Raw genomic sequence first — 20,153 nt, 5'->3', positions numbered from 1 at the left:
GAGACTTCCGCCCGTCGACGCTATCAGCCGTGTGCGGCTGCAACCGTCACGGGGCGGGCCTTCGCGCGGTTCCGCGCCGGTGGTCCCGCAGTGCCACCGCCGTGCCGACGATCGCCGCCACCAGGACGCCCCCGCCGACCACCACGTAGGTCGCCAGGCGGGCCGCACGCTGCTCCGGGGTCTCCCCCAGGGGGAGGGCCGCCGGGGTCGGGGCCTCGGCACGGGTCACCCCCTCGTGGGCGACGGGCTTCTCGATGGGCTTGTCGTCCTCGGTCAGGGCCCTGACCGGGTCGACCACGCCCCAGCCGACCAGGCGGTCGTGGCCCGCGACCGAGCGTTCGGCGGTCTGCTGGATCTGGGCGACGATCTGCTCCTGCGTCCAGTCGCGGTGCTCGGCCTTGACGAGGGCAGCCAGACCGGCGACGTACGGGGCGGAGAAGCTGGTGCCGTTGTCGGCGCAGTGGCCGCCGCCCGGCACCGTGGAGACCATGTCGACGCCGGGCGCGGCCACGCCGACGAAGTCGCCGGACTGGGAGAACTGCGCGCGTTCGTTGTTGCGGTCCGACGCGGCGACGGCGAGGACGCCCTCGTACGAGGCGGGGTACGTGCTCTTGACGTTGCCGCCCAGGCCGTCGTTGCCCGCCGACGCGACGACCACGATCTCCCGCTTCAGGGCCTCGTTCACGGCGTCTTCGAGGAGCTTGGTGGGCCGCACCGCGTCGGCCGTGTCCTGCGAGATGTTGATCACGTCGGCCTTCTTGGCGATGGCGTGCCGGATCGCCGTCGCCAGCGTCTCCGCGGTGCCGTTGCCCTCGGCGTCGTTCTGCTGGATGGGGATGATCACGGCGTCCGGTGCGAGGCCGACGAACCCGGTGCCCTTGGCGGGGCGGGCGGCGATGATGCCGGCGACCTTGGTGCCGTGGCCCACGGTGTCCGTGGTGCCCTGCTCGTTGCCGCGCTTCAGCTTGTACCCGTTGGCGTCCTTGGCGTCCTTGGGGATGAGGTTGATTCCGCTCTTGACGTCCACGGCCTTGGCCAGCTGCGGGTTCTTCACGTCGACGCCCGTGTCGATGACCGCGACCCGGACGCCCTTGCCGGTGGACTGCGACCACAGTTCGTCCAGCAGGACGCGCTGGAGCGCCCAGGGGCGGCCCTCGTACATCTTGCCCGGGTACGTGCACTGGGAGCCGTCGTCCGCGACCGCCGGCGCGGAGAACGGCAGGCCGAGGGCGCAGAGCGCCGTCGTGGCCGCGACGGCGAGCGCGCGCCGGGAGGGGGCGGAGAGCCGGTGGGCCGGCGTCCGGGTCCTCATGAGCCCTGCGGCTGACGCGCGCCGCCCGTGGAGAGGCGGGGGCCGGTGGGCAGGAAGGTGGACCACTCGGCGGGGATGGGCAGCGGCTCGACGTTCTTGTAGCCGAGGCGGTTCTGGGCCTGCTGCGCCTCCGCCTGTCGGGCCTGCTTCTCCTCCGCGGAGCCGGACGAGCCGATCCCGGCGTCGTCGGCGGCGCTGTCGCCGTTGGACTGCATCGCGTAGCGCAGGCCGGTGTCGGTGACGAGGAACAGGAAGCCGCTGGCCGTCGTGGAGCCCTTGAACTGCCGGAACAGCTGGCCCGAGCCGGGGGTGACGTACGCGCTGCTGGAGCCGGTCGGCAGGGCGGCGGGGAAGTCCTTGCCCGCCCAGGTGCTCAGCTTGGTCGCCCCGTTGCCCGCGTCGACCTCGCGCAGCACGTTGCACACGGTGTTCCGGCTGCCTTCGGCGGTGCTCGCCTCGTTGACGGGCACCGGGACGGCCCGGGGCCACTTCTTGTCCTGGGCGAAGGCGCGGCCGGGCTGGAAGGCGCCGCCGCTGACCGAGGTCGCCTGGCCCGCCTGGCCGAGGTCGACGAGCTGACGGCTGTTGAGCAGCAGCTTGGCCGTGAAGTCCGTGACGGGGGCGACCGTCCCCCGGAGCACGACGTACATCTGCTTCCGGGTGCCGTCCGTCGCGGACAGCACCATTCCGATCCGGTCGGCCCCGGACGGGAGGTCACCGATCCCGGCGGGGTCGCCCACCCGGCCCGGGACGCTCGGGAAGGAGATGGCGTCGCCCTTGTGGAGGGTGTTCAGCCACGCGTCGGAGACCCGCTGGGCGGCGCGGCCCTGGCCGACGAGCTGGCGCAGGAGCAGTTCGTCCTTCTCCACGGGGTACGCGGTCCCCTTGGCGTCGACCACGTAGCGCGTGCGGTCGGGGCCCTCGACGTAGAGGAGCTGGCCGCCGGTGAGCCGCTCGGCGCCGTCGGTCTTCGCCTCCTCGCGGGCGGCGAGGACGAACGCCGCCTTCTGGATGGCCCGGCCGCCCTCGCCCGGCCGTTCGCAGACGGCCCAGCGCTTGGCGGCGCCGGCCTCCTTGTCGCCGGGGAGGCGGTCGGGGGCGTAGGGGATGCCGAGCGTGGCGCCGTGCGGGATCTTGCCGCTGTCGAGGACGGACTCGTCGACGTTGATGACCTTGCCCTTGTCGGGGTCGAGGAGCAGCTTGGCCGACGACATGTTGAGCACCGGGTGGAGCTGGGTCTTGTCGCCGGTCTTGAGGACGACGTAACGGGTGGTCGACTTGCTGGCGATGATGACGTTCTCGCCGGGCTTGTCCCAGTTCTTGGGGGCGACGGGCTTGAACATGCCCCAGGCCCCGAAGACCGCGAGGACCACCGCGCCGACGATGGCTCCCGGCACCACCGCGCGCAGGGGGCGCGGTGCGCCTTCCTCCGAGCCCGTCGCGTTCGGTTGCACGAACTGTGCGATCAGCCTCCGCTTCGCGAAGGTGTAGGCGTTCAGTTCATCCCGACGTGATGCCATCTGTTCGCTTGTCCCTCTCCCCGATGGGCGACCAGGGTCCCACACCCGCGGACCCGGCCTGCCGTTCAGCCGCCCCCTACTATGCCTGTCGGCGCTTGCGTCCCACTGCTCAGGTAGGGTGATCGCCCAGTCAACGCCCATGGGAATTCGGCTATTACGGACACGAGGGGGCAACGTGGCGACGGGTACGGCGACGCGTGCACGGCGCGGGCGGGCCACCGACCCGGCGCCCGGAACTTCCCGACGGCAACGCAGCAATGACCGCGTCGGCGTTCGAACGCCGGGCGCTTCGCGGGAGGTCCCCGCGACCACGGTCCTGCGCCCCCTGTCCCGGGCCGGCCGGGTGGGCCCGTTCCAGCTGCGGCAGCTCGTCCTCGTGGAGGCGGCGCTGGCCCTCGTCGCGGTCGGTCTGGTGGCGGGCGGCCTCTGGCTCGTGCCCGCCTGCGTCGTCGCCGGCGTCCTGGTCCTGCTGGCCGTGATCCGGCGCCGCGGACAGGCCGTGCAGGACTGGCTGGGGACCGTGCTCGCGCTCCGTGCGCGCCGGAGCGCCGCCGCTCCCGCCGCGGCCGACACGGACCCCTCCCTCGCCCCGGTGGGCGAGAACGTGCCGGGCTTCCGCGCCTCGCCGTACGTCGACCGCAACCACCGCACCGTCGGCATGCTGGGCGACGGCACCTTCCTGACCGCCGTGCTGCGCGTCGAGGCGAGCGGCTCGGCGCTGCGTCCGGTCTTCGGCGCGCGCGCCTTCCCGCTCTCCGTCCTGGGCGGCGCCCTGGAGGTCGACGGCATCACGGTGGAGTCGGTGCAGCTGGTGCAGCAGGTGCGCCCGGCCCCGGCGCTGCACCTCCCCCAGCAGGCCGTGGCCCGGCTCTCGTACGCCCCGCTCCAGGAACGGACCGGCGCCCCCGCGCTGCGGCTGACCTGGGTGGCCGTGAAGCTGGACCCCGAACTCTGCCGGGAGGCCGTGGAGGCCCGCGGCGGCGGCCTGGAAGGCGCGCAGCGCTGCCTGGTGCGGATCGCCGACCACCTGGCCAGCCGCATCACGGGGGCGGGCTTCCAGGCCACCGTGATGGACCAGGAGGAGCTCAACTCCACCGTCGCCACGGCGATCTGCACCAACCCGCGGGCCGTCGCCCGCGCGGGCCTGCCCGACAGCGCGCCGCAGCGGCGGACCGCCGAGACCTCCCGGGTCTGGCGGTGCGACGACCGCTGGCACACCACGTACGCGATCGGCCGCTGGCCCGAGCTCGGGCGGGGGGCGACGCCGCTGCCCCGGCTGGTCTCGCTGCTCACCTCCGTACCGGCGTACGCCACGACGTTCAGCCTGACCGTCCGGCGCGGCACGCGCCAGGGGGCCATGGACCTCGACGGCCACGTGCGGGTCACCGGCGGCTCCGACAACGAACTGGTCCGGGTGCGCCGGGCCCTGGAAGAGGCGGCGCGCGCCGCGAAGGTCGGCCTGCTGCGCCTGGACCGCGAGCAGCTGCCGGGCGTGCTGGCGACGATGCCCCTGGGAGGCGCCCGATGATCGGACGTGGCCGGAAGCCGGCCGGGCCGCGCGGTCTGACCGGGCCGCGGCACGCGGGGCACACCATGCCCGCGGACCACCTCTCCGCCCTGTCGCTGCCCGTGGGCGACGACGGCGTGGTCGTCGGCGAGGACGCCGAGGGGCGGTCGCAGCTGGTCGGGTTCCACCGCTCGACGCCGTACGACGTGCTTCTCGTCGGCGGCCTGTGGACGGCGCAGGTGCTGGCGCTGCGCGCGGCCGGCACCGGGGCGCGCGTGGTGGTGGAGACCGGGCGCCCCCACGAGTGGGTCGCCCTGGCGCAGGCGGCGGGGGCGGGCCTGGAGTGCATCACGCTCCACGACGTGGGGCGGGTGCCCCCGCTGGGCGCGACCGTCGGCAGCCCGGCGGTGGTCGTGCGCGACTGCGGCATGCGCCCGCCGCGCGGACGCGTCGTCTCCGCCCCCTGGCAGTCGGTCCTGACCCTCCTTCCGTACCTCAGTCCGGTGGCGCCGCGGCTCATGCGGTCCGCGACGCTCGTGGGCGTCCAGCGGCTCTCCCCGCAGGAGGCGCAGCAGACCGGCCGCATCCTGGGCCTGTCGCGGGGCGAGGTCGAGGCACTGCCGACGCTGGCGGACGGGGTCACGCTCTGGTGCTCCGGCGGGGAGCGGCAGTGGGTCATGACGAGCCCCACGGACGTGGAGGCGGGACTGCTCGGCACGGCCCGCCGGATGGACCGATCCGCCGCCGGGTGAGCGGGGCGCCGAACCGCGCCCGCCGGAGCGCCGGGCTCCCTACTATGACCCCGACGGGCCGTCGCCCCGGAGTCCGCCGGGCTCCGGCGAACGGCTCGGCACCGTGCGAGACTTGGGCCGGTTCGACCGGCCGTGAGCGAAAGGAACCCCATGGGGAGCGCGCAGGAAAAGGACGAGCTGTACGCCCTCGACATCTCCGACGTCGAATGGCAGGGTGCCCCCGGCACGAGCCCGGACGAGGAGCGCGTCGAGATCGCTCACCTGCCGGGCGGGGGCGTGGCCATGCGCTCCTCGCTGGACCACGACACCGTGCTGCGCTACACCGAGGCCGAGTGGCGGGCGTTCGTGCTCGGCGCCCGGGACGGGGAGTTCGACCTCCGCTGAGGCGTCGGGGCCGCCCGGGAATCCCGGAGCTCCACGGACCGGCGGTCGTGTGCCCGGAGACGGGCCCGCGACCGCCGGTCCGGCGTTCCGGGCCCGAAATCGTGCGCGGTCATACCGTTTCGCCCGCCTTCTCCCTCACGCTGCGCCGCACCGGCGTCACTTCGGGGCACCGCGCGACGGAAGGGACGGGTGCGGGGCGGGCGCGGGACGGACGGGCCTGCCGCGGCGGTGGCGGGGACGATTAGGCTGGACCGGGGCACGGCAGGAGAACCCTCGGACCCGTCCGCCGTGCTCCAGGGGGAGAGCCGGGCCCATCGGAAGTGAACGGTGGCCCCCACCCACGACGGCACGAGGGTGCTCGACCACACCAGGAGGCAGAGTGAACGGCGATCGGGACGACATCCACGGGGGCTGGGACCCCTCTGCCGACGATTCCGACGTGGACGCCGCGGAGCTGACGGGCGAGTTCACCATCGACTACACGCCGCCCGCCTGGTACGCGCAGAGCACGTCGGGCGAAGCCTCCGGCGCGGTCACCGGGCAGCAGTACCCGCCTCCGCCGACGGGGGCGCCGGTCGGCGTGCCCGGCCCGCCCGCCGGAAACGGCTTCCCCGCGAACCCGGCGCACCCGCCGGCGGCTCCCGTGCCGCCCGCCCCCGCCGCGCCCCTGTCGCCCGAGGCGTCCTCGGGGCCCTTCGGCAACGGTGATCTGGAGAGCGGCGCGACGATGCGGTTCTCCCCCGTGGCGATGCGGCGGGAGATGGAGGAGATCGCGGAGCGCGCCGCGGCGGCGCGGTCCGCCTCGGCGGGCGGCGAGGACGGGGGCGCGGCGGCTTCTCCGGGTGCGACCCCTGTTCCTTCGGAAGTGCCCTCCGTGCCGTTGGAGGCCGTCCCCGCGTCGCCCGAGGTGCCCTCCGTACCGTCCGAGGCCGTCTCCGCATCGCCCGAGGCGTCCTCCGTGCCGTCGTCCGACGGCGACGCGTCTTCCGCCGCGGTGCGGGAGGAGTCGGCCGACGACGCCGGCACCGCGTCCGGGCGGGCCTCCGAGGACGACGTCACGCGGGCCCCGGCGGACCGGGACGGCGAGGACGCGGCGAAGTCCGTCGCGGACGAGGCCCGCCCGGACGGGGCCGACGCGACGGCCGGCACCACTGACGGCGGCACCGCTGAGGGCGCCACCACTGACGGCGCCTCCTTCGACAGCGCCTCCCCCGAGGGCTTCCGCTCCGAGGACGCTCCGGCCGAGGAGGCCCGGGCCGAGGACGCTCCCGTCGGAGAGGCCCCGGCCCCCGAGCGGCCCGCCGGGCCCCAGGTCGCCTCCCCGGCGCCCGAGGCTCCTCCGGCACCCGCCGCCCCCGCCCCCGGTTCCTTCCCGCCCCCCGGGCCGCAGGCCGGGGCCGCGCCCGGACTGCCGCCGCTGCCGCCGTCGTTCCAGCCGGCCGCCCCCGCCGCCGCCCAGCAGTGGCCCGCGCAGCCGGTGCCGGGCGCCCAGCCGGTGCCCCCGGCCGCGCCGCTGCCGCCCGCCGCCGCCTGGCCGGCGCCCGCGTCCGCGCCCGGCGCGCCCGCCCCTGTACCCCCGCAGGCCCAGGAGCCCGGCGGCTACGGCTACCCGCAGGCCCCGCAGCCTCCTCAGGCCCCCCAGGCGCCCCAGCACCAGCAGCCCCCTGCCCCGGCTCCGGCCCCTCAGGGCGGTTACGGCTTCCCCCACCCCGGTACGCCTCCGCAGCAGGCCGGTTACGGCTACCCGCAGCAGCCGCCCGGCGGTGTGCCGCCGCAGGCCCAGGGCCCGGGCGGGTACGGATTCCCGCACCCCGGCGCCGTACCCCCGCAGGCTCCCCAGGCACCGGCACAGCCGCAGGCCCCTCAGCAGTCCCAGCCGCAGGCGGCGCACGACGCGCAGCCGCCCGTCGATCCCCGCACCGGGGCCGCCTGGCCCTCGCCCGTGACGCACGACCAGCGGGAGCGGTCCGTGCCGGGCGCCCCGCTCGGGTACAACGCGGCCGTCGAGCTCTCCTCCGACCGGCTGCTGCGGAACAACAAGCAGAAGCCCAAGTCCAGCCGCACCCCCGGCGCCGCCTCCCGCTTCAAGCTCGGCGGCAAGAAGGAGGAGGCGGAGCGGCAGCGGAAGCTGGACCTGATCCGGACGCCGGTCCTCTCCTGCTACCGGATCGCGGTCATCTCGCTCAAGGGCGGCGTCGGCAAGACCACGACGACCACCGCGCTCGGCGCGACCCTGGCGACCGAGCGGCAGGACAAGATCCTGGCGATCGACGCCAACCCGGACGCCGGCACCCTGGGCCGCCGGGTGCGGCGCGAGACCGGGGCGACCATCCGCGACCTGGTGCAGGCGATCCCGTACCTCAACTCGTACATGGACATCCGCCGGTTCACCTCGCAGGCGCCCTCGGGTCTGGAGATCCTCGCCAACGACGTGGACCCGGCCGTCTCCACGACCTTCAACGACGAGGACTACCGGCGGGCGATCGACGTCCTGGGCAAGCAGTACCCGATCATCCTCACCGACTCGGGCACCGGCCTGCTCTACAGCGCCATGCGCGGGGTGCTCGACCTCGCCGACCAGCTCATCATCATCTCGACGCCCTCCGTGGACGGCGCCTCCAGCGCGTCGACCACCCTGGACTGGCTCTCCGCGCACGGTTACGCGGACCTGGTGCAGCGCTCCATCACCGTCATCTCCGGGGTCCGCGAGACCGGCAAGATGATCAAGGTCGAGGACATCGTGCAGCACTTCCAGACCCGTTGCCGCGGGGTCGTGGTCGTGCCCTTCGACGAGCACCTGGCGGCCGGTGCCGAGGTCGACCTCGACATGATGCGGCCGAAGACCCGCGAGGCGTACTTCCACCTGTCGGCGATGGTGGCCGAGGACTTCGCGCGGGCGCAGCAGGCGCAGGGCCTGTGGACCGGCGACGGCCCGGGCGCGGTGCCCCCGCACATGGCCCCGCCGATGCCGGGACAGCCGTATCCGGGCCAGCACGATCAGCCCGGGCAGTACGGCCAGCCCGGGCAGTACGGTCAGCCCGGGCAGTACGGCCAGCCCGGGCAGTTCCCGCCCGCCCAGCCGGGTCAGCCCGGCCAGCCCGGACAGCCGCTGCCGGGGCAGTACGCGCCCGGTCAGCCCTCCCCCGGTCAGCCGTACGCGCCCCAGGCCCCCCAGCCCGGGCAGCCCTACCCGCCGCAGGCGTACCCGGCCCCCGGCCAGGCCGTACCGGGGCAGCCCGGACAGCCGGGGCAGGCCCCCGGCCCGATGCCCGGTCAGTTCGCCCCGGCCCAGCCCCGGCCCGCGCAGCCGCTGCCCGGCCAGGCGGCGGCGCCCGGACAGCCGTACGCCCCCCAGGCGCCGTATCCCGGTCAGCCCTACCCGGCGCATTCCGGACAGCCCGGCGTCCCCGGCGTCCCCCCGGCCTGGCAGCAGCAGCCGGCTCCGCCGCAGGAGCTTCCCGAGCAGCACGCCGGACAGCCGCTGCCCCCGCAGGCCGGCCCGCCGGCCCCTCCGCAGGCGCCGCCAGCCCCTCAGCAGTAGGGCGTCACAGGAGTAGACCAATGAGGCCCCGTATCGGTCGTCCGATACGGGGCCTCTTGGCATTCCCGCAGCCCACAAGGGGTTTGAGCCATCGTTGACGACGGCAGACCACCGCTGATACACCTTCGCTTCACTCACCGTCAGCCCAAGATCCACGACAGAAACTCCGACGCGAGGTCACGTCCCATGGTCATGGTCACGAAGGTCCCACCCCGCCCCGCCCGCAGACCCCACAGAGCCCACGGAGCCCTCCGTGTCCTGCTCGCCTCCGGCGTCGCCGCCACCTCGCTCGCCGTCGCCCCCGGCGCCGCGCGGGCGGAGGACGACAAGGCCGGCGGCACCACGCTCACGGTGGCGGTCTCGCAGAGCATCGACTCGCTGAGCCCGTTCCTCGCCCAGAAGCTCACCTCGACCAGCATCCACCGCCTGGCCTACGAGTACCTGACGAACTACGACCCGAAGGACGCCCGTACGGTCCCGGGCCTGGCGACCGAGTGGAAGCCCTCGCCCGACAAGCTGACGTGGACGTACACGATCCGCGGGGACTCGTACTGGTCGGACGGGACGCAGGCGACCGCCGAGGACGCGGCCTGGACCTTCAACAAGATGATGACCGACCCGAACGCCGCCACCGCCAACGGCAGTTTCACCGCGAACTTCGAGAAGGTCACCGCGCCCGACCCGCAGACCCTCGTCGTCAAGCTGAAGAAGCCGCAGGCGACGATGACCGCGCTCGACGTGCCGATCGTGCCCAAGCACGTCTGGGAGAAGGTCGGCGACTTCTCGAAGTTCAACAACGACCAGCAGTTCCCCATCGTGGGCAACGGGCCCTTCGTCATCACCGACTACAAGGTCGACCAGTACATCAAGCTCAAGCCGAACAGGAAGTTCTGGCGGGGCGCCCCCAAGTTCGACGAGCTGGTCTTCAAGTACTACAAGGACGGGGACGCCGCCGTCGCCGCCCTCCAGAAGGGCGAGGTGTCCTTCGTACCGAACCTGACGCCGGCCCAGGCCGACGCGCTGAAGACCCAGAAGAACATCAAGGTCAACGACGCGCCCGGCCGCCGCTTCTTCGCCCTCGCCACCAACCCGGGCGCCCGGTCGCAGGACGGCAAGACCTTCGGCAACGGGCACAAGGCGCTGCTCGACCCGGCCGTGCGCAAGGCGCTCTTCCTCGCGGTCGACCGCACCACCCTCGTCGACAAGGTCTTCCAGGGCCACGCCGTCGAGGGCGAGGGCTACATCCCGCCCCGTTTCGGCTCGTACTTCTGGAAGCCCGACGGGGACCAGAAGCGGAGGTACGACCCGGAGGAGGCCGAGAAGGTCCTCGACGCCGCCGGGTACCGGAAGAACGCCGAGGGCAAGCGGGTCGGCAAGGACGGGAGGCCGCTGGACTTCCGGATCCTCTGCCACGCCACCGACCCGAACGACAAGGCGGTCGGCAAGTACCTCCAGGAGTGGTGGGGGAAGCTCGGCATCGGCCTGAAGGTCGAGTGCCTGGACAGCGTCTCGGACCCGTGGACGAAGGGCGACTACGACCTCGCGTTCGACGGCTGGTCGGTCAACCCGGACCCGGACTACGTCCTCTCCATCCACACCTGCGGCGCCCTCCCGGCCACCCCGAAGGACAGCGGGGCCACCGACAACTTCATCTGCGACGAGGAGTTCGACGGGCTCTACGCGCAGCAGGCGGTGGAGTACGACACCGCCAAGCGGGCGGATCTGGTGAAGCGGATGCAGTCCCGCCTGTACGACACGGGGTACATGAACGTCATGGCCTATCCGAACGCCCTGGAGGCGTACCGCACGGACCAGATCGCGTCCATCACCACCATGCCCGAGGCGGCCGGGAACCTGTGGGGGCAGGACGGCTACTGGAGCTGGTGGTCGGCCGTGCCCGCGGCCTCGGCCCCGGGGGCCGCGAAGGACTCCGCGTCGGCCGGGATCTGGCTGGTCGTCGGCCCCGCCGCGGTCGTCCTCCTCGGCGCGGGCGTCTGGGCCGCCCGTCGCCGCCGCTCCACCGCCGACGACCGCGAGTAGTCCGTGGCGACGACCAGCACCCCCGCCGACGCGGTGCGGGCCGACCAGGCCCGCGCCGCGGACGGCGCGCCCCGCACCGGCGCCTCCTCCGGCTACCTCCGCCACGCGGCGGGGAAGCTGGGCGGCGCGCTCGTCTCGCTCTTCGCCGTGCTCGTCACCAGCTTCTTCCTGTTCCGGATCATCCCCGGCGACCCGGTGAAGGCGATGACCCACGGCGTGCCCACCTCGGCCGAGCAACTGGCCACGCTGCGGCGCCAGTTCGGGCTCGACCTGCCGCTCTGGCAGCAGTTCACCGACTACTGCGCGAAGGCCCTGACGGGCGACCTCGGCACCTCGTTCCAGTTCCGCGCCCCCGTCGGGGAGCTGATCTGGGAGAAGTTGCCGGCGACGCTGCTGCTCACCGGGGTCGCGGTGGTGATCTACTCGGCGCTCGGGCTGTGGCTCGGGACCCGCTCGGCCTGGCGCCACGGCGGCCTCGGGGACAAGCTGAACACCGGGATCGCGCTGACCCTGTGGTCGGTGCCGTCCTTCTGGCTCGGTCTGCTCCTCATCATCGTCTTCTCCGTCGGCATGGGGCCGGTCCCCGGGCTCTTCCCGACCGGCGGCATGGAGTCGGGCACGGGCGAGACCGGTCTCGCGTACGTCCTGGACGTCGCCCACCACCTGGTCCTGCCGGTGGTGACGCTGGTGGCGGTCGGCTACGCGCAGACGCTGCTCGTGATGCGCTCCTCACTCTTGGACGAGATGGGCGGCGACTACCTGACGACGGCGCGGGCGAAGGGGCTGCGCGACGACGTCGTGCGCCGCAGGCACGCCGTGCCGAACGCGCTGCTCCCGACCGTGACCATGATCTTCATCAATCTGGGCCACGTGGCGGCCGGTTCGATCCTGGTGGAGACGGTGTTCTCCTGGCCGGGGCTCGGCGGGCTCTTCTACCAGGCGCTGAGCGTGCCCGACCTGCCGCTGGTGCAGGGCCTGTTCGTGGTCTTCGCCGGAGCGATGATCCTGATGAACCTGCTCGCCGACCTGCTCTATCCGCTGCTCGACCCCCGGGTGGGCCGATGACCTCCTCCACGACCTCCGCGACGCCCGCGCCGGAACCCACACCGGAATCCGTCCCGGAGCCCCTTGCGGAATCCGCGCCGGAACCCCTGGAGCCGGCCCCCGAACGACCGGAGCCCGCGCGGAAGCCGCCCTCCGCGGCCTCCCTCGCCCGGCAGCGCCGCAAGGCCTCGGCGGTCCGCTTCTGGAAGCAGTACCGCACCCACCGCGCCGGGCTCCACGGCCTCGCCGGACTCGTCCTGATCGCCCTGCTCGCGCTCGCCGCCCCGCTGCTCGTCGGCGCCGACGTGCAGTCGGTGACGAAGGCGCCGGGCACGGCCCTGGAGTCCCCGAGCGCCGCGTTCCCGCTCGGTACCGACCAGTTCGGGCGCTCGCTGCTCGGGCTGCTGATCTGGGGCGCGCGGATCTCGCTGCTCGTCGGTCTGCTCGCGGCGGCCCTCTCGGTCGCCATCGGCACCCTGGTGGGGATCGTCGCCGGGCACTACGGCGGCTGGTTCTCGACCGTCGTCATGCGGATCACCGACTGGTTCCTGGTGATGCCGGCGCTCGTCCTGGCGATCGTGCTCGCCACCGTGATGTCCCGGTCGATGTGGACGGTGGTCCTGGCGATCGGGGTGACCTCGTGGCCGACCACCGCCCGTCTGGTGCGGGCGCAGACCATCGCGGTGGAGTCCCGCCCGTACATCGAGCGGGCGACCGCGCTCGGCGGCGGCCACCGGCACGTCATGACCCGGCACGTGCTGCCGAACGTGATGCCGCTGGTCCTCGCGCAGACCACGCTCGGCATCTCGACCGCCATCCTCACCGAGGCCACCCTCGCCTTCCTGGGCCTGGGCGACCCGACGGTGGTCTCCTGGGGCGGGATGCTCCAGGACGCCCGCGAGGCCGGCGCGGTCTCGTCCGGGCACTGGTGGTACCTGGCCCCGCCCGGCATCGCGATCGCACTCGTCGCGCTCGCGTTCACGCTGTGCGGCCGGGCCGTCGAGTCCGTGCTCAACCCGAAGCTGGGGGTGGGGCGATGAGCCTGCTGGAGGTACGGGACCTCAGGGTGACGTACGGGTCGGGCGCGACGGCCGTGCCCGCCGTGCGCGGGGTGGACCTGACCCTGGAGGCGGGCACCAAGCTGGGCGTGGCCGGGGAGTCCGGCTGCGGCAAGTCCACGCTCGCGCTCGCGCTGCTCCGGCTGCTCCCGGCGTCGGCGCGCCTGGAGGGCGAGATCCTGCTCGACGGCGAGGACGTCCTCGCGATGTCCTGGGGGCGGCTGCGGGCCGTGCGCTGGGCGGGCGCGTCGATCGTCTTCCAGGGCGCGATGCACTCGCTGAACGCCGTGCACCGGATCGGGGACCAGATCGCGGAGCCGCTGCTCGTGCACGGCCGGGCGACCCCGGCGGCGGCCCGCAAGCGGGTCGGGGAACTCCTCGAACACGTCGGCCTGCCCGCCGCCCGCGCCGCCGCGTATCCGCACGAGCTGTCCGGCGGGCAGCGGCAGCGCGTGATGATCGCGATGGCGCTCGCCTGCGACCCCCGGCTGATCGTCGCGGACGAGCCGACGACCGCGCTCGACGTGATGATCCAGGCGCAGATCCTGCGCCTGATCGAGGGCCTGGTCGCCGAGCAGTCGATCAGCCTCCTGATGATCAGCCACGACCTGGCGGTCCTGGCCGACACCTGCGACCGGCTCGCCGTGATGTACGCGGGCCGGGTCGTCGAGGAGGGCCCGGCCCGGGAGGTGTACGAGGCGGCCGCGCACCCCTACGGGCGGGCGCTGTCCTCGGCGTTCCCGCGCATCGGGGACCTCGCCTCCCGGCGGGCGCCGCGCGGTCTGCCGGGCGATCCGCCGGACCCGGCCGCCCTGCCCGGCGGCTGCACCTTCCACCCGCGCTGCCCGGTGGCGCTCGACGCCTGCGGGGAGCTCGACCAGGAACTGCGGGAGGCGGGCGCGGGACGCCGGGCCGCCTGCGTGCACGTGGGGAGCGCTTCATGAGTACGGACACCACCGCGCGCCCGGAGCCGGGGACGGCGACCGGGGCGCTGCTCTCGGCGCGGGACCTGCGCGTGGTCTTCCCCGGGCGCCGGGGCGCGCCGCCCGCCCGGGCGGTGGACGGGGTGGACCTGGACATCGGCGCGGGCGAGATCGTGGCCCTCGTCGGGGAGTCGGGCTGCGGCAAGACGACCCTGGCCCGCTCGCTGCTCGGCCTGGTCCGGCCCACCTCGGGCACGGTCGCCTTCGACGGGAGGCCGCTCGCGTACTCCTCCGGAGCCCTCAAGTCGTACCGGAAGCGGGCGCAGCTGGTCCTCCAGGACCCGAGCGGTTCGCTGAACCCCCGGCACACCGTGTACGACGCGGTGGCGGAGGGGCTGCGGATCCACGGGTACGCGGGGGACGAGCGGGCCGCCGTCGCCGAGGCCCTGGCGCGGGCCGGACTGCGCCCGCCGGAGCGCTTCTTCCTGCGCTACCCGCACGAGCTGTCCGGCGGGCAGCGTCAGCGGGTGGTCATCGCGGGCGCGCTGGTCCTGGAGCCCGAACTGATCGTCGCGGACGAGCCGGTGGCCTCCCTGGACGCGTCCGTACGGGGCGAGATCCTGGCGCTGCTGCTGCGGCTGCGCGACGAACTGGGCCTGTCGGCCCTGGTGGTGACGCACGATCTGGGCCTCGCGTGGAACATCGCGGACCGGGTGGCGGTGATGTACCTGGGCCGGGTCGTGGAGACGGGCCCGGTGGAGTCCGTCCTGACGAACCCCCGGCACCCGTACACGCGGGCGCTGCTCTCGGTGCTCCCCGAGTCCGAGGGGACGCCGGTGGTGCTGACGGGCGAGCCCCCGGACCCGTCCCGGATCCCCTCCGGCTGCCGCTTCCACGCCCGCTGCCAGGTCCTCGCCTCGGGCGCGGCGGAGGCGGTCGCGGACCGGTGCCGGGGCGAGGACCTGCCGGTCCTGCCCGGCGGCGGGGCGGGCGCGGTGGCCTGCCACTGGGTGGGGAGGGAGAAGGCTGACTGAGCGGGCCGGGAGGGAGCCCCGGACCCGGCGGGCCGGGCCCGCTCCGGGTGCTTCGGCCCCGACGGATCAGACCTGCTCCGGGTGCTCCCGGTCGTACTCCCCCGTCAGCTCGCGGCAGCGCTTCACGTCGTCGGCCATCGCCAGGAGCAGGTCGTCCAGGGTGTCGAAGCGCAGCATCCCGCGCACGTACGCCAGGAAGTCGACGGCCACGTGCAGCCCGTACAGGTCGAGGCCCTCGCGGTCGATCGCGTACGCCTCGACGGTCCGTTCGGTGCCGTCGAACTGCGGGTTCGTGCCGACCGAGATGGCCGCCGGCATCCGCTCCCCGGCGGCCGTCAGCCAGCCCGCGTAGACGCCGTCGGCCGGGACCGCGGTGTGCGGCAGGGTCTCGACGTTGGCGGTCGGGAAGCCGAGCTCGCGGCCGCGCTGGGCGCCGCGGACCACGACGCCCTCGACGCGGTGCGGGCGGCCGAGGATCTCGGCGGCCCCGGCCATGTCGCCCTCGGCGACCAGGCGGCGGGTGAGGGTGGAGGAGAAGGGCTCGCCGCCGCCCGCGCTGCCGCTGACGTACAGGTCGACCACCTCGACCTCGTAGTCGTAGGTGGCGCCGAGCTCGGCGAGGAAGGCGACGTCGCCGGCGGCCCGGTGGCCGAAGCGGAAGTTGGGGCCCTCGATGACGGTCCTGGCGTGCAGCTTGTCGACGAGGACCTTGACGATGAAGTCGGCCGGGGAGAGCTGGGAGAACTCGGCGGTGAACGGCAGCACGAGCACCGCGTCCACGCCGAGCCCGGCCATCAGCTCGGCGCGCCGGTGGTGCGGGGCGAGCAGCGGCGGGTGGCTGCCGGGGCGTACGACCTCGGAGGGGTGCGGGTCGAAGGTGACCACGACGGAGGGGACGCCGAGCTCGCGGGCGCGCTCGACGGCCCGCCCGACGATCAGCTGGTGCCCGCGGTGCACGCCGTCGTAGGAGCCGATGGTGACGACGCTGCGCCCCCAGTCCTGGGGGATGTCCTCCAAGCCACGCCAGCGCTGCACTGTGACCGCTCCTCGTCCGCCTGTTCGCCGATTACGCAGGTCTAAGACTGCCATGCCCACGCCCGTCGGCACGCATCGGCATGGGGGTGCCGGGGAAGCGCAGCGCGTCGAGGGTCTCGATGCCGAGGAGCGGCGCCCAGTCGCCGGGGTCGGCGACGATCCAGCCGCCGAGGAGTTCGGTGAAGACGGGCCACTCGCGGACGAGGGCGGCGAGGAGCCGGTCGAGCCGCGCGGCGCCCTCGGCGGTGCGGACGCACAGCAGGCCGGCCCGGTGGGTGAGCCGCCGGGTGCGGGGCTCGCTGCGCCGCTCCGCGTCCTCGGCGGCGGCGGTCAGAAGGGCCTCCAGGACGGAGGTCTCCCCGGCCTCGGCCTCGTACCGCTCGTGCTCCAGGAGTACGTCGAGCAGCTCGGCCCGCAGGTGGCGGGAGGCGCCGGTGCCGGGGGCGGCGAGCACGGGGGCGAGGGCGCGGCGGAGGGGGACGGACCGGCTCCGGATCAGATCGCCGACCAGCGGGAGCAGTACGGTCCCGGCCTCGGGACCGGCTTCGAGGCGCTGGTCCACGAAGGCGGCCACGTGCGGGGCGTCCCCGGGGCGCAGGAGGGCGTGGTCGCGGACGAGGGCGGCGACGCGGCGGGCGGGGGCGGGCGCGTCGATCCCGGCGAGGGCCCCCAGGACGGCGGCCGGGTCCCCTCCGGGGGCGTCGAGCCGGCTCCAGAGGGCGTCGAGGACTTCGTCGGGGTGGGTGGCGAGGGCTTCGACGAGGGCGTCCACGGGGACGCCGGGGTCGATCGCGGCGCGGGGCAGGTGGCGGTCGCGGGACTCGGGGTCGCGGATCAGGAGGCCGAGGGCGGCGCCGTGCAGGTCCCGGTCGGCGGGGCGGGCGAGGAGGGCGAGGGCGGCGTAGCGCAGGAGCTCGCGGTCGGCGGGGGCGGTGGCGCGGCCGGCGGCCAGGTGCCCGTACGCGGCGGCCGCGGCGCGCCGCTCCGGGCGCCCGTCGTCGTGGGCCCAGCGGTCGACGGCCCGGCAGAGGGCGGAGGTATCGTCCCGGGCGAGCGCGGTGAGGAGGCCTTCGGCGAGGGGGTGGGCGGTGGCGACCAGCGCCTCGCACAGGTCGTCCACGGCGAGGTGCCGGTGGGCGTGCAGGAGGGCCTGGGCGCCGGTGGCGACGGTGGCGTGCGGGGCGGCGGGCAGCGGACGGGCGTCGCCGAACCAGCGGCACAGGAGCGGCTGGACGCCCCGGGGGTCGGCGGCGAGCAGCCCGGCGACCGCGGCGAACCAGCGGTCCTCGCCCGGCGGGTCGGCGGTGACGAGCCGGCGCAGCAGGTCGATCCGCTCGTCCTCGCCGACCGCGAGGCCCCGCCAGAACTCGGGCCCGAAGGCGGCGAAGGCGGGGCGGCGCCCCGGGCGGGCGCCGATCCGGTCGGCGAGCAGCCGCAGGACGGGCAGGCAGGGCCGGGGGTCCGGCACGCGCCGCAGGCTCTCCCCGAGCAGCCGCGCGGCCCACCAGGCCCCGTCCCCGCCCCCGTCCTCGCCGGCGTCCGCGAACCGCGCGAGCGCCTCGACGAGCCCGGCGAGCCGCGGCACGGACCCGCCGGCCCCCCGCTCCCGGTGTTCGAGCAGCAGCGCCTGAAGCACGGGCCCGATCCGGTGCCGGGGGACGGGGGGCGCCTGCGGACGCGCGGCGCCCGCCCCTGGGAGGGGCGCCGGGCCTGCGGCGGCCCCGGGGGCGCCGGACCCCGGGGGCGACCCGGAGACGTCCGGGGCCGTACGGGGCCCGGACACGCCCGGGCCCGCCGGGGAGCCGGGAGCTTCGGAACCCGTGACGGCTCCGGGGCCGGCGGGGAAGTCCGGGGAGCCGGGGGCACCCGGGCTCGCGGGGAAGTCGGAGGCGACCGCCCCGTCGAGGAGCCGGGGGCCTGCTTCCGTACCGCCGGGGCCGTCCGGAGGCGCGAAGGGCCCGGCAGCGGCCGTACTGCCGGGGCTCTGGGCACGCACGGCCCCTGGACCGGGAACTCCCGGGGATGCGAAGGGGCCGACAGCGGCCGTACCGCCCGGGCCCTGGAGGCTGGTGCTGCCCGGCGCGTCCGGTGTCCGGTTCTCGTGGTGGGTGTGGACCAGGGCGTGGAGGGCCGTGTCCAGGTCCAGGTGGGCGGCCTGGAGCCAGTCGGCGAGCTCCTCGTGGGCGAAGCGGTAGCCGGAGCCGGCCGGGACGAGGAGGCCCTCGGTGAGGACGGCCGGGGCCCAGCCCTCCCGCCAGGGGAACAGCTCCTCGAAGGAGGCGCGGTCGAGGACGCCGTGGCCGGGGCCGAGGCAGCGGCGGGCCGCCTCGTGGACCCGGCCGGTCACGCGCGCGGCGAGCCGGCGGACGGCGGTCCCCCGGATCAGGGGCCGGGTCCCGGCGGCGATGCGGACGGCGGTCCGCAGGCACATCAGGTCGAGGTGGGCGGTGAAGACCTCCTCGCGGCAGGGCCGCCCCGGCACCTCGCCGGGCAGCGCGGCCCGGACCTCGGCGAGCAGCCGCAGCGCGAGCGGGTGCCGGGCGTCCGCCTCGGCGAGGTCCGTCTCGCGGAGCCCGTACCCCTCGCGTACGGCCCGGGCCTCCGCCTCGGTGTACGGGCCGAGGACGACGGCCGGCGGGAGCCCGTCCCCGTTCTCCCCGGGCGCGGGGCGGTGCAGGGCCCCGGAGCCGTAGAGCGCGCCCGCCCGCTCCCAGTGCTCGGGGCGGCAGGCGGTGGCCAGCCGGACCCCGTGGGCGCGGAGCCACCGTTCGGTGGCCCCGGTCCAGGCGGGGAGCCGGTGGGCGAGGAGCGGGGGCATCTCCTCGGGGCCGTCGAGGACGACGAGGAGCGGCCGGCCGGCCTCCCGGGCGAGGGCGGCGGCCCGCTCGGGGGTGGCGGTGGTGGTGTCGCCGAGGGCCCCGGAGGCGGCGACGATCCGCCCGGCCCGCTCCAGGGCGCGGCCGACGGCGTCGGCGAGGGAGTGGTCCTCGGAGCGCAGGTCGGCGCCGCGCAGCCGGATCGTGGGGGCCGGGGCCTCGCCCCGGGCGCGGCGGGCGCAGAGCGCGGCGAGGGCGGTGGTGCGGCCGGTGCCGGGGGCGCCGACCAGGGCGAGGACGGGGGCGTCCCCGGTGGTGAAGCGGTCGAGTTCGCGGGCGCACGCGGCGCGCTCGACGGGTTCGGGCCAGGGGCCGGGGTCGCCCACGGGGCCGGTGGAGGTGGCGGTGAGCTCCAGGATCCCGGCGAGGTTGAGGTCGGGGCCGTAGGCGGGGACGGTGGCGGCGTTGCGCCGCAGCAGGTCGGTGAGCGGGCCGTCGGGCCGGAGCGGGACCGCGTACCCGGCGGCTCTGCGGCCGCCGTGGAGGGCGGTGCCGAGGACGGCGAGGACGGTGCCGGTGGCGGTGTCGAGGACGGGGCTGCCGGCGGCCCGGCCGCCGCGCCGGAGCGCCTCGGCGCCCTCGGTGCCGATGGCGAGTTCGAGGGCCTGGTCGAGGTCGTGGAAGCGGTCGGCGGCGGTGTACGTGACGGCGGCGGGGCCGAGGACGCGGGCCTCGCGCCAGCCGTGGGCCTCGATCCGGACGTACGTGCCGGGCTCGATCTCGGGGCGGGTGGCGAGCGGCAGGGGGCGGACGCCGAGCCCTTCGCTGCGGACGAGGGCGAGTCCGCTCTCGGGCAGGGGGGTGACGGCCCCGGCCTCGGCGAGCCAGCTGCGGTCGTCGGGCGCGCGCAGCAGCACGCGGCTGAGTCCGTCGACGGCCTCATGGCTGGTGACGACCGTTCCGTGGTGGTCGGCGAGGAAACCGGTGCCGCGCGTCCGCCCCGCCGGATCGCAGATCCGCACCAGCGTCGCCAGGTCCCCGCGTCCCATGGTGACGACGGTAGGCGGCCCGTGATCGCACGGCGGCGCGCGAGGGCGAACGCGCCCCCTCGCACTCCCCTTTTCGCCCCGAGCGCCTCCCCGGTGGAGTGAATTCCCGTGACTTTCGCGGACAGGGCCCTCCTGGGG

At 75.3% G+C, this 20,153-nt stretch carries 13 protein-coding genes; 9 read left to right on the top strand and 4 right to left on the bottom strand.

Annotated features, from left to right (window positions below):
• Positions 1–46: 46 nt before the first annotated feature.
• Both mycP and eccB read right to left on the bottom strand, forming a co-directional pair.
• On the bottom strand, positions 47–1,312 hold the full coding sequence (gene mycP, locus CP977_RS25350) for a type VII secretion-associated serine protease mycosin (RefSeq protein ID WP_062751932.1): 1,266 nt from the start codon (positions 1,310–1,312) through the stop codon (positions 47–49).
• Positions 1,309–2,832 carry a type VII secretion protein EccB gene (gene eccB / locus CP977_RS25345; protein WP_062751933.1) on the bottom strand — a complete coding sequence of 508 codons (1,524 nt, stop codon included), beginning with the start codon at positions 2,830–2,832 and terminating at the stop codon, positions 1,309–1,311. Before eccB ends, mycP begins: the two co-directional genes overlap by 4 nt.
• Before the next feature lie 139 nt (positions 2,833–2,971).
• On the opposite strand from eccB, the gene eccE reads away from it, so the two are divergent.
• The 9 genes from eccE (at position 2,972) to CP977_RS25300 (ending at position 15,115) form a co-directional block, all read left to right on the top strand.
• Positions 2,972–4,360: a type VII secretion protein EccE gene (gene eccE, locus CP977_RS25340; protein WP_183953268.1), complete on the top strand. Its 1,389-nt coding sequence runs from the start codon at positions 2,972–2,974 to the stop codon at positions 4,358–4,360.
• Positions 4,357–5,091 (top strand): hypothetical protein, encoded by a 735-nt coding sequence (locus tag CP977_RS25335; protein ID WP_062751934.1) that lies wholly within the window; start codon positions 4,357–4,359, stop codon positions 5,089–5,091. Before eccE ends, CP977_RS25335 begins: the two co-directional genes overlap by 4 nt.
• Before the next feature lie 150 nt (positions 5,092–5,241).
• Positions 5,242–5,475, top strand: coding sequence for a DUF397 domain-containing protein (locus CP977_RS25330; RefSeq protein ID WP_062751935.1), 234 nt, complete (start codon positions 5,242–5,244; stop codon positions 5,473–5,475).
• A gap of 379 nt (positions 5,476–5,854) precedes the next feature.
• Positions 5,855–9,016, top strand: a complete 3,162-nt coding sequence (locus CP977_RS25325; protein WP_152370854.1) for an SCO5717 family growth-regulating ATPase — start codon at positions 5,855–5,857, stop codon at positions 9,014–9,016.
• 192 nt (positions 9,017–9,208) lie between these two features.
• Entirely contained in the window at positions 9,209–11,056 is a 1,848-nt protein-coding gene (locus tag CP977_RS25320) for an ABC transporter substrate-binding protein (protein WP_062756840.1), read from the top strand.
• Positions 11,057–11,059: 3 nt separating this feature from the next.
• Entirely contained in the window at positions 11,060–12,121 is a 1,062-nt protein-coding gene (locus CP977_RS25315; protein ID WP_062751936.1) for an ABC transporter permease, read from the top strand.
• Positions 12,118–13,140, top strand: coding sequence for an ABC transporter permease subunit (locus CP977_RS25310; RefSeq protein ID WP_229991719.1), 1,023 nt, complete (start codon positions 12,118–12,120; stop codon positions 13,138–13,140). The genes CP977_RS25315 and CP977_RS25310 overlap by 4 nt, the downstream gene beginning before the upstream one ends.
• Entirely contained in the window at positions 13,137–14,102 is a 966-nt protein-coding gene (locus CP977_RS25305; RefSeq protein ID WP_062751938.1) for an ABC transporter ATP-binding protein, read from the top strand. Before CP977_RS25310 ends, CP977_RS25305 begins: the two co-directional genes overlap by 4 nt.
• A complete protein-coding gene (locus tag CP977_RS25300; RefSeq protein WP_062751939.1) occupies positions 14,099–15,115 on the top strand; it encodes an ABC transporter ATP-binding protein in 1,017 nt (338 codons plus the stop codon). Before CP977_RS25305 ends, CP977_RS25300 begins: the two co-directional genes overlap by 4 nt.
• A 66-nt stretch (positions 15,116–15,181) precedes the next feature.
• Here the strand turns inward: CP977_RS25300 and CP977_RS25295 are convergent, their stop codons facing one another.
• Complete coding sequence (locus CP977_RS25295; RefSeq protein ID WP_079131004.1) at positions 15,182–16,150, bottom strand: bifunctional riboflavin kinase/FAD synthetase; 969 nt, start codon at positions 16,148–16,150, stop codon at positions 15,182–15,184.
• Between the two features lie 31 nt (positions 16,151–16,181).
• The gene (locus tag CP977_RS25290; protein WP_152370853.1) at positions 16,182–20,015 is read right to left on the bottom strand and encodes a trypsin-like peptidase domain-containing protein; all 3,834 of its coding nucleotides are present in this window, start codon (positions 20,013–20,015) and stop codon (positions 16,182–16,184) included.
• Positions 20,016–20,153 lie beyond the last annotated feature (138 nt).

It is taken from the genome of Streptomyces cinereoruber (genome assembly GCF_009299385.1).
GTDB lineage: Bacteria > Actinomycetota > Actinomycetes > Streptomycetales > Streptomycetaceae > Streptomyces > Streptomyces bikiniensis.
Note: the sequence above shows the minus strand (reverse complement) of the source record. Positions and strands in the feature narration are given on the sequence as shown.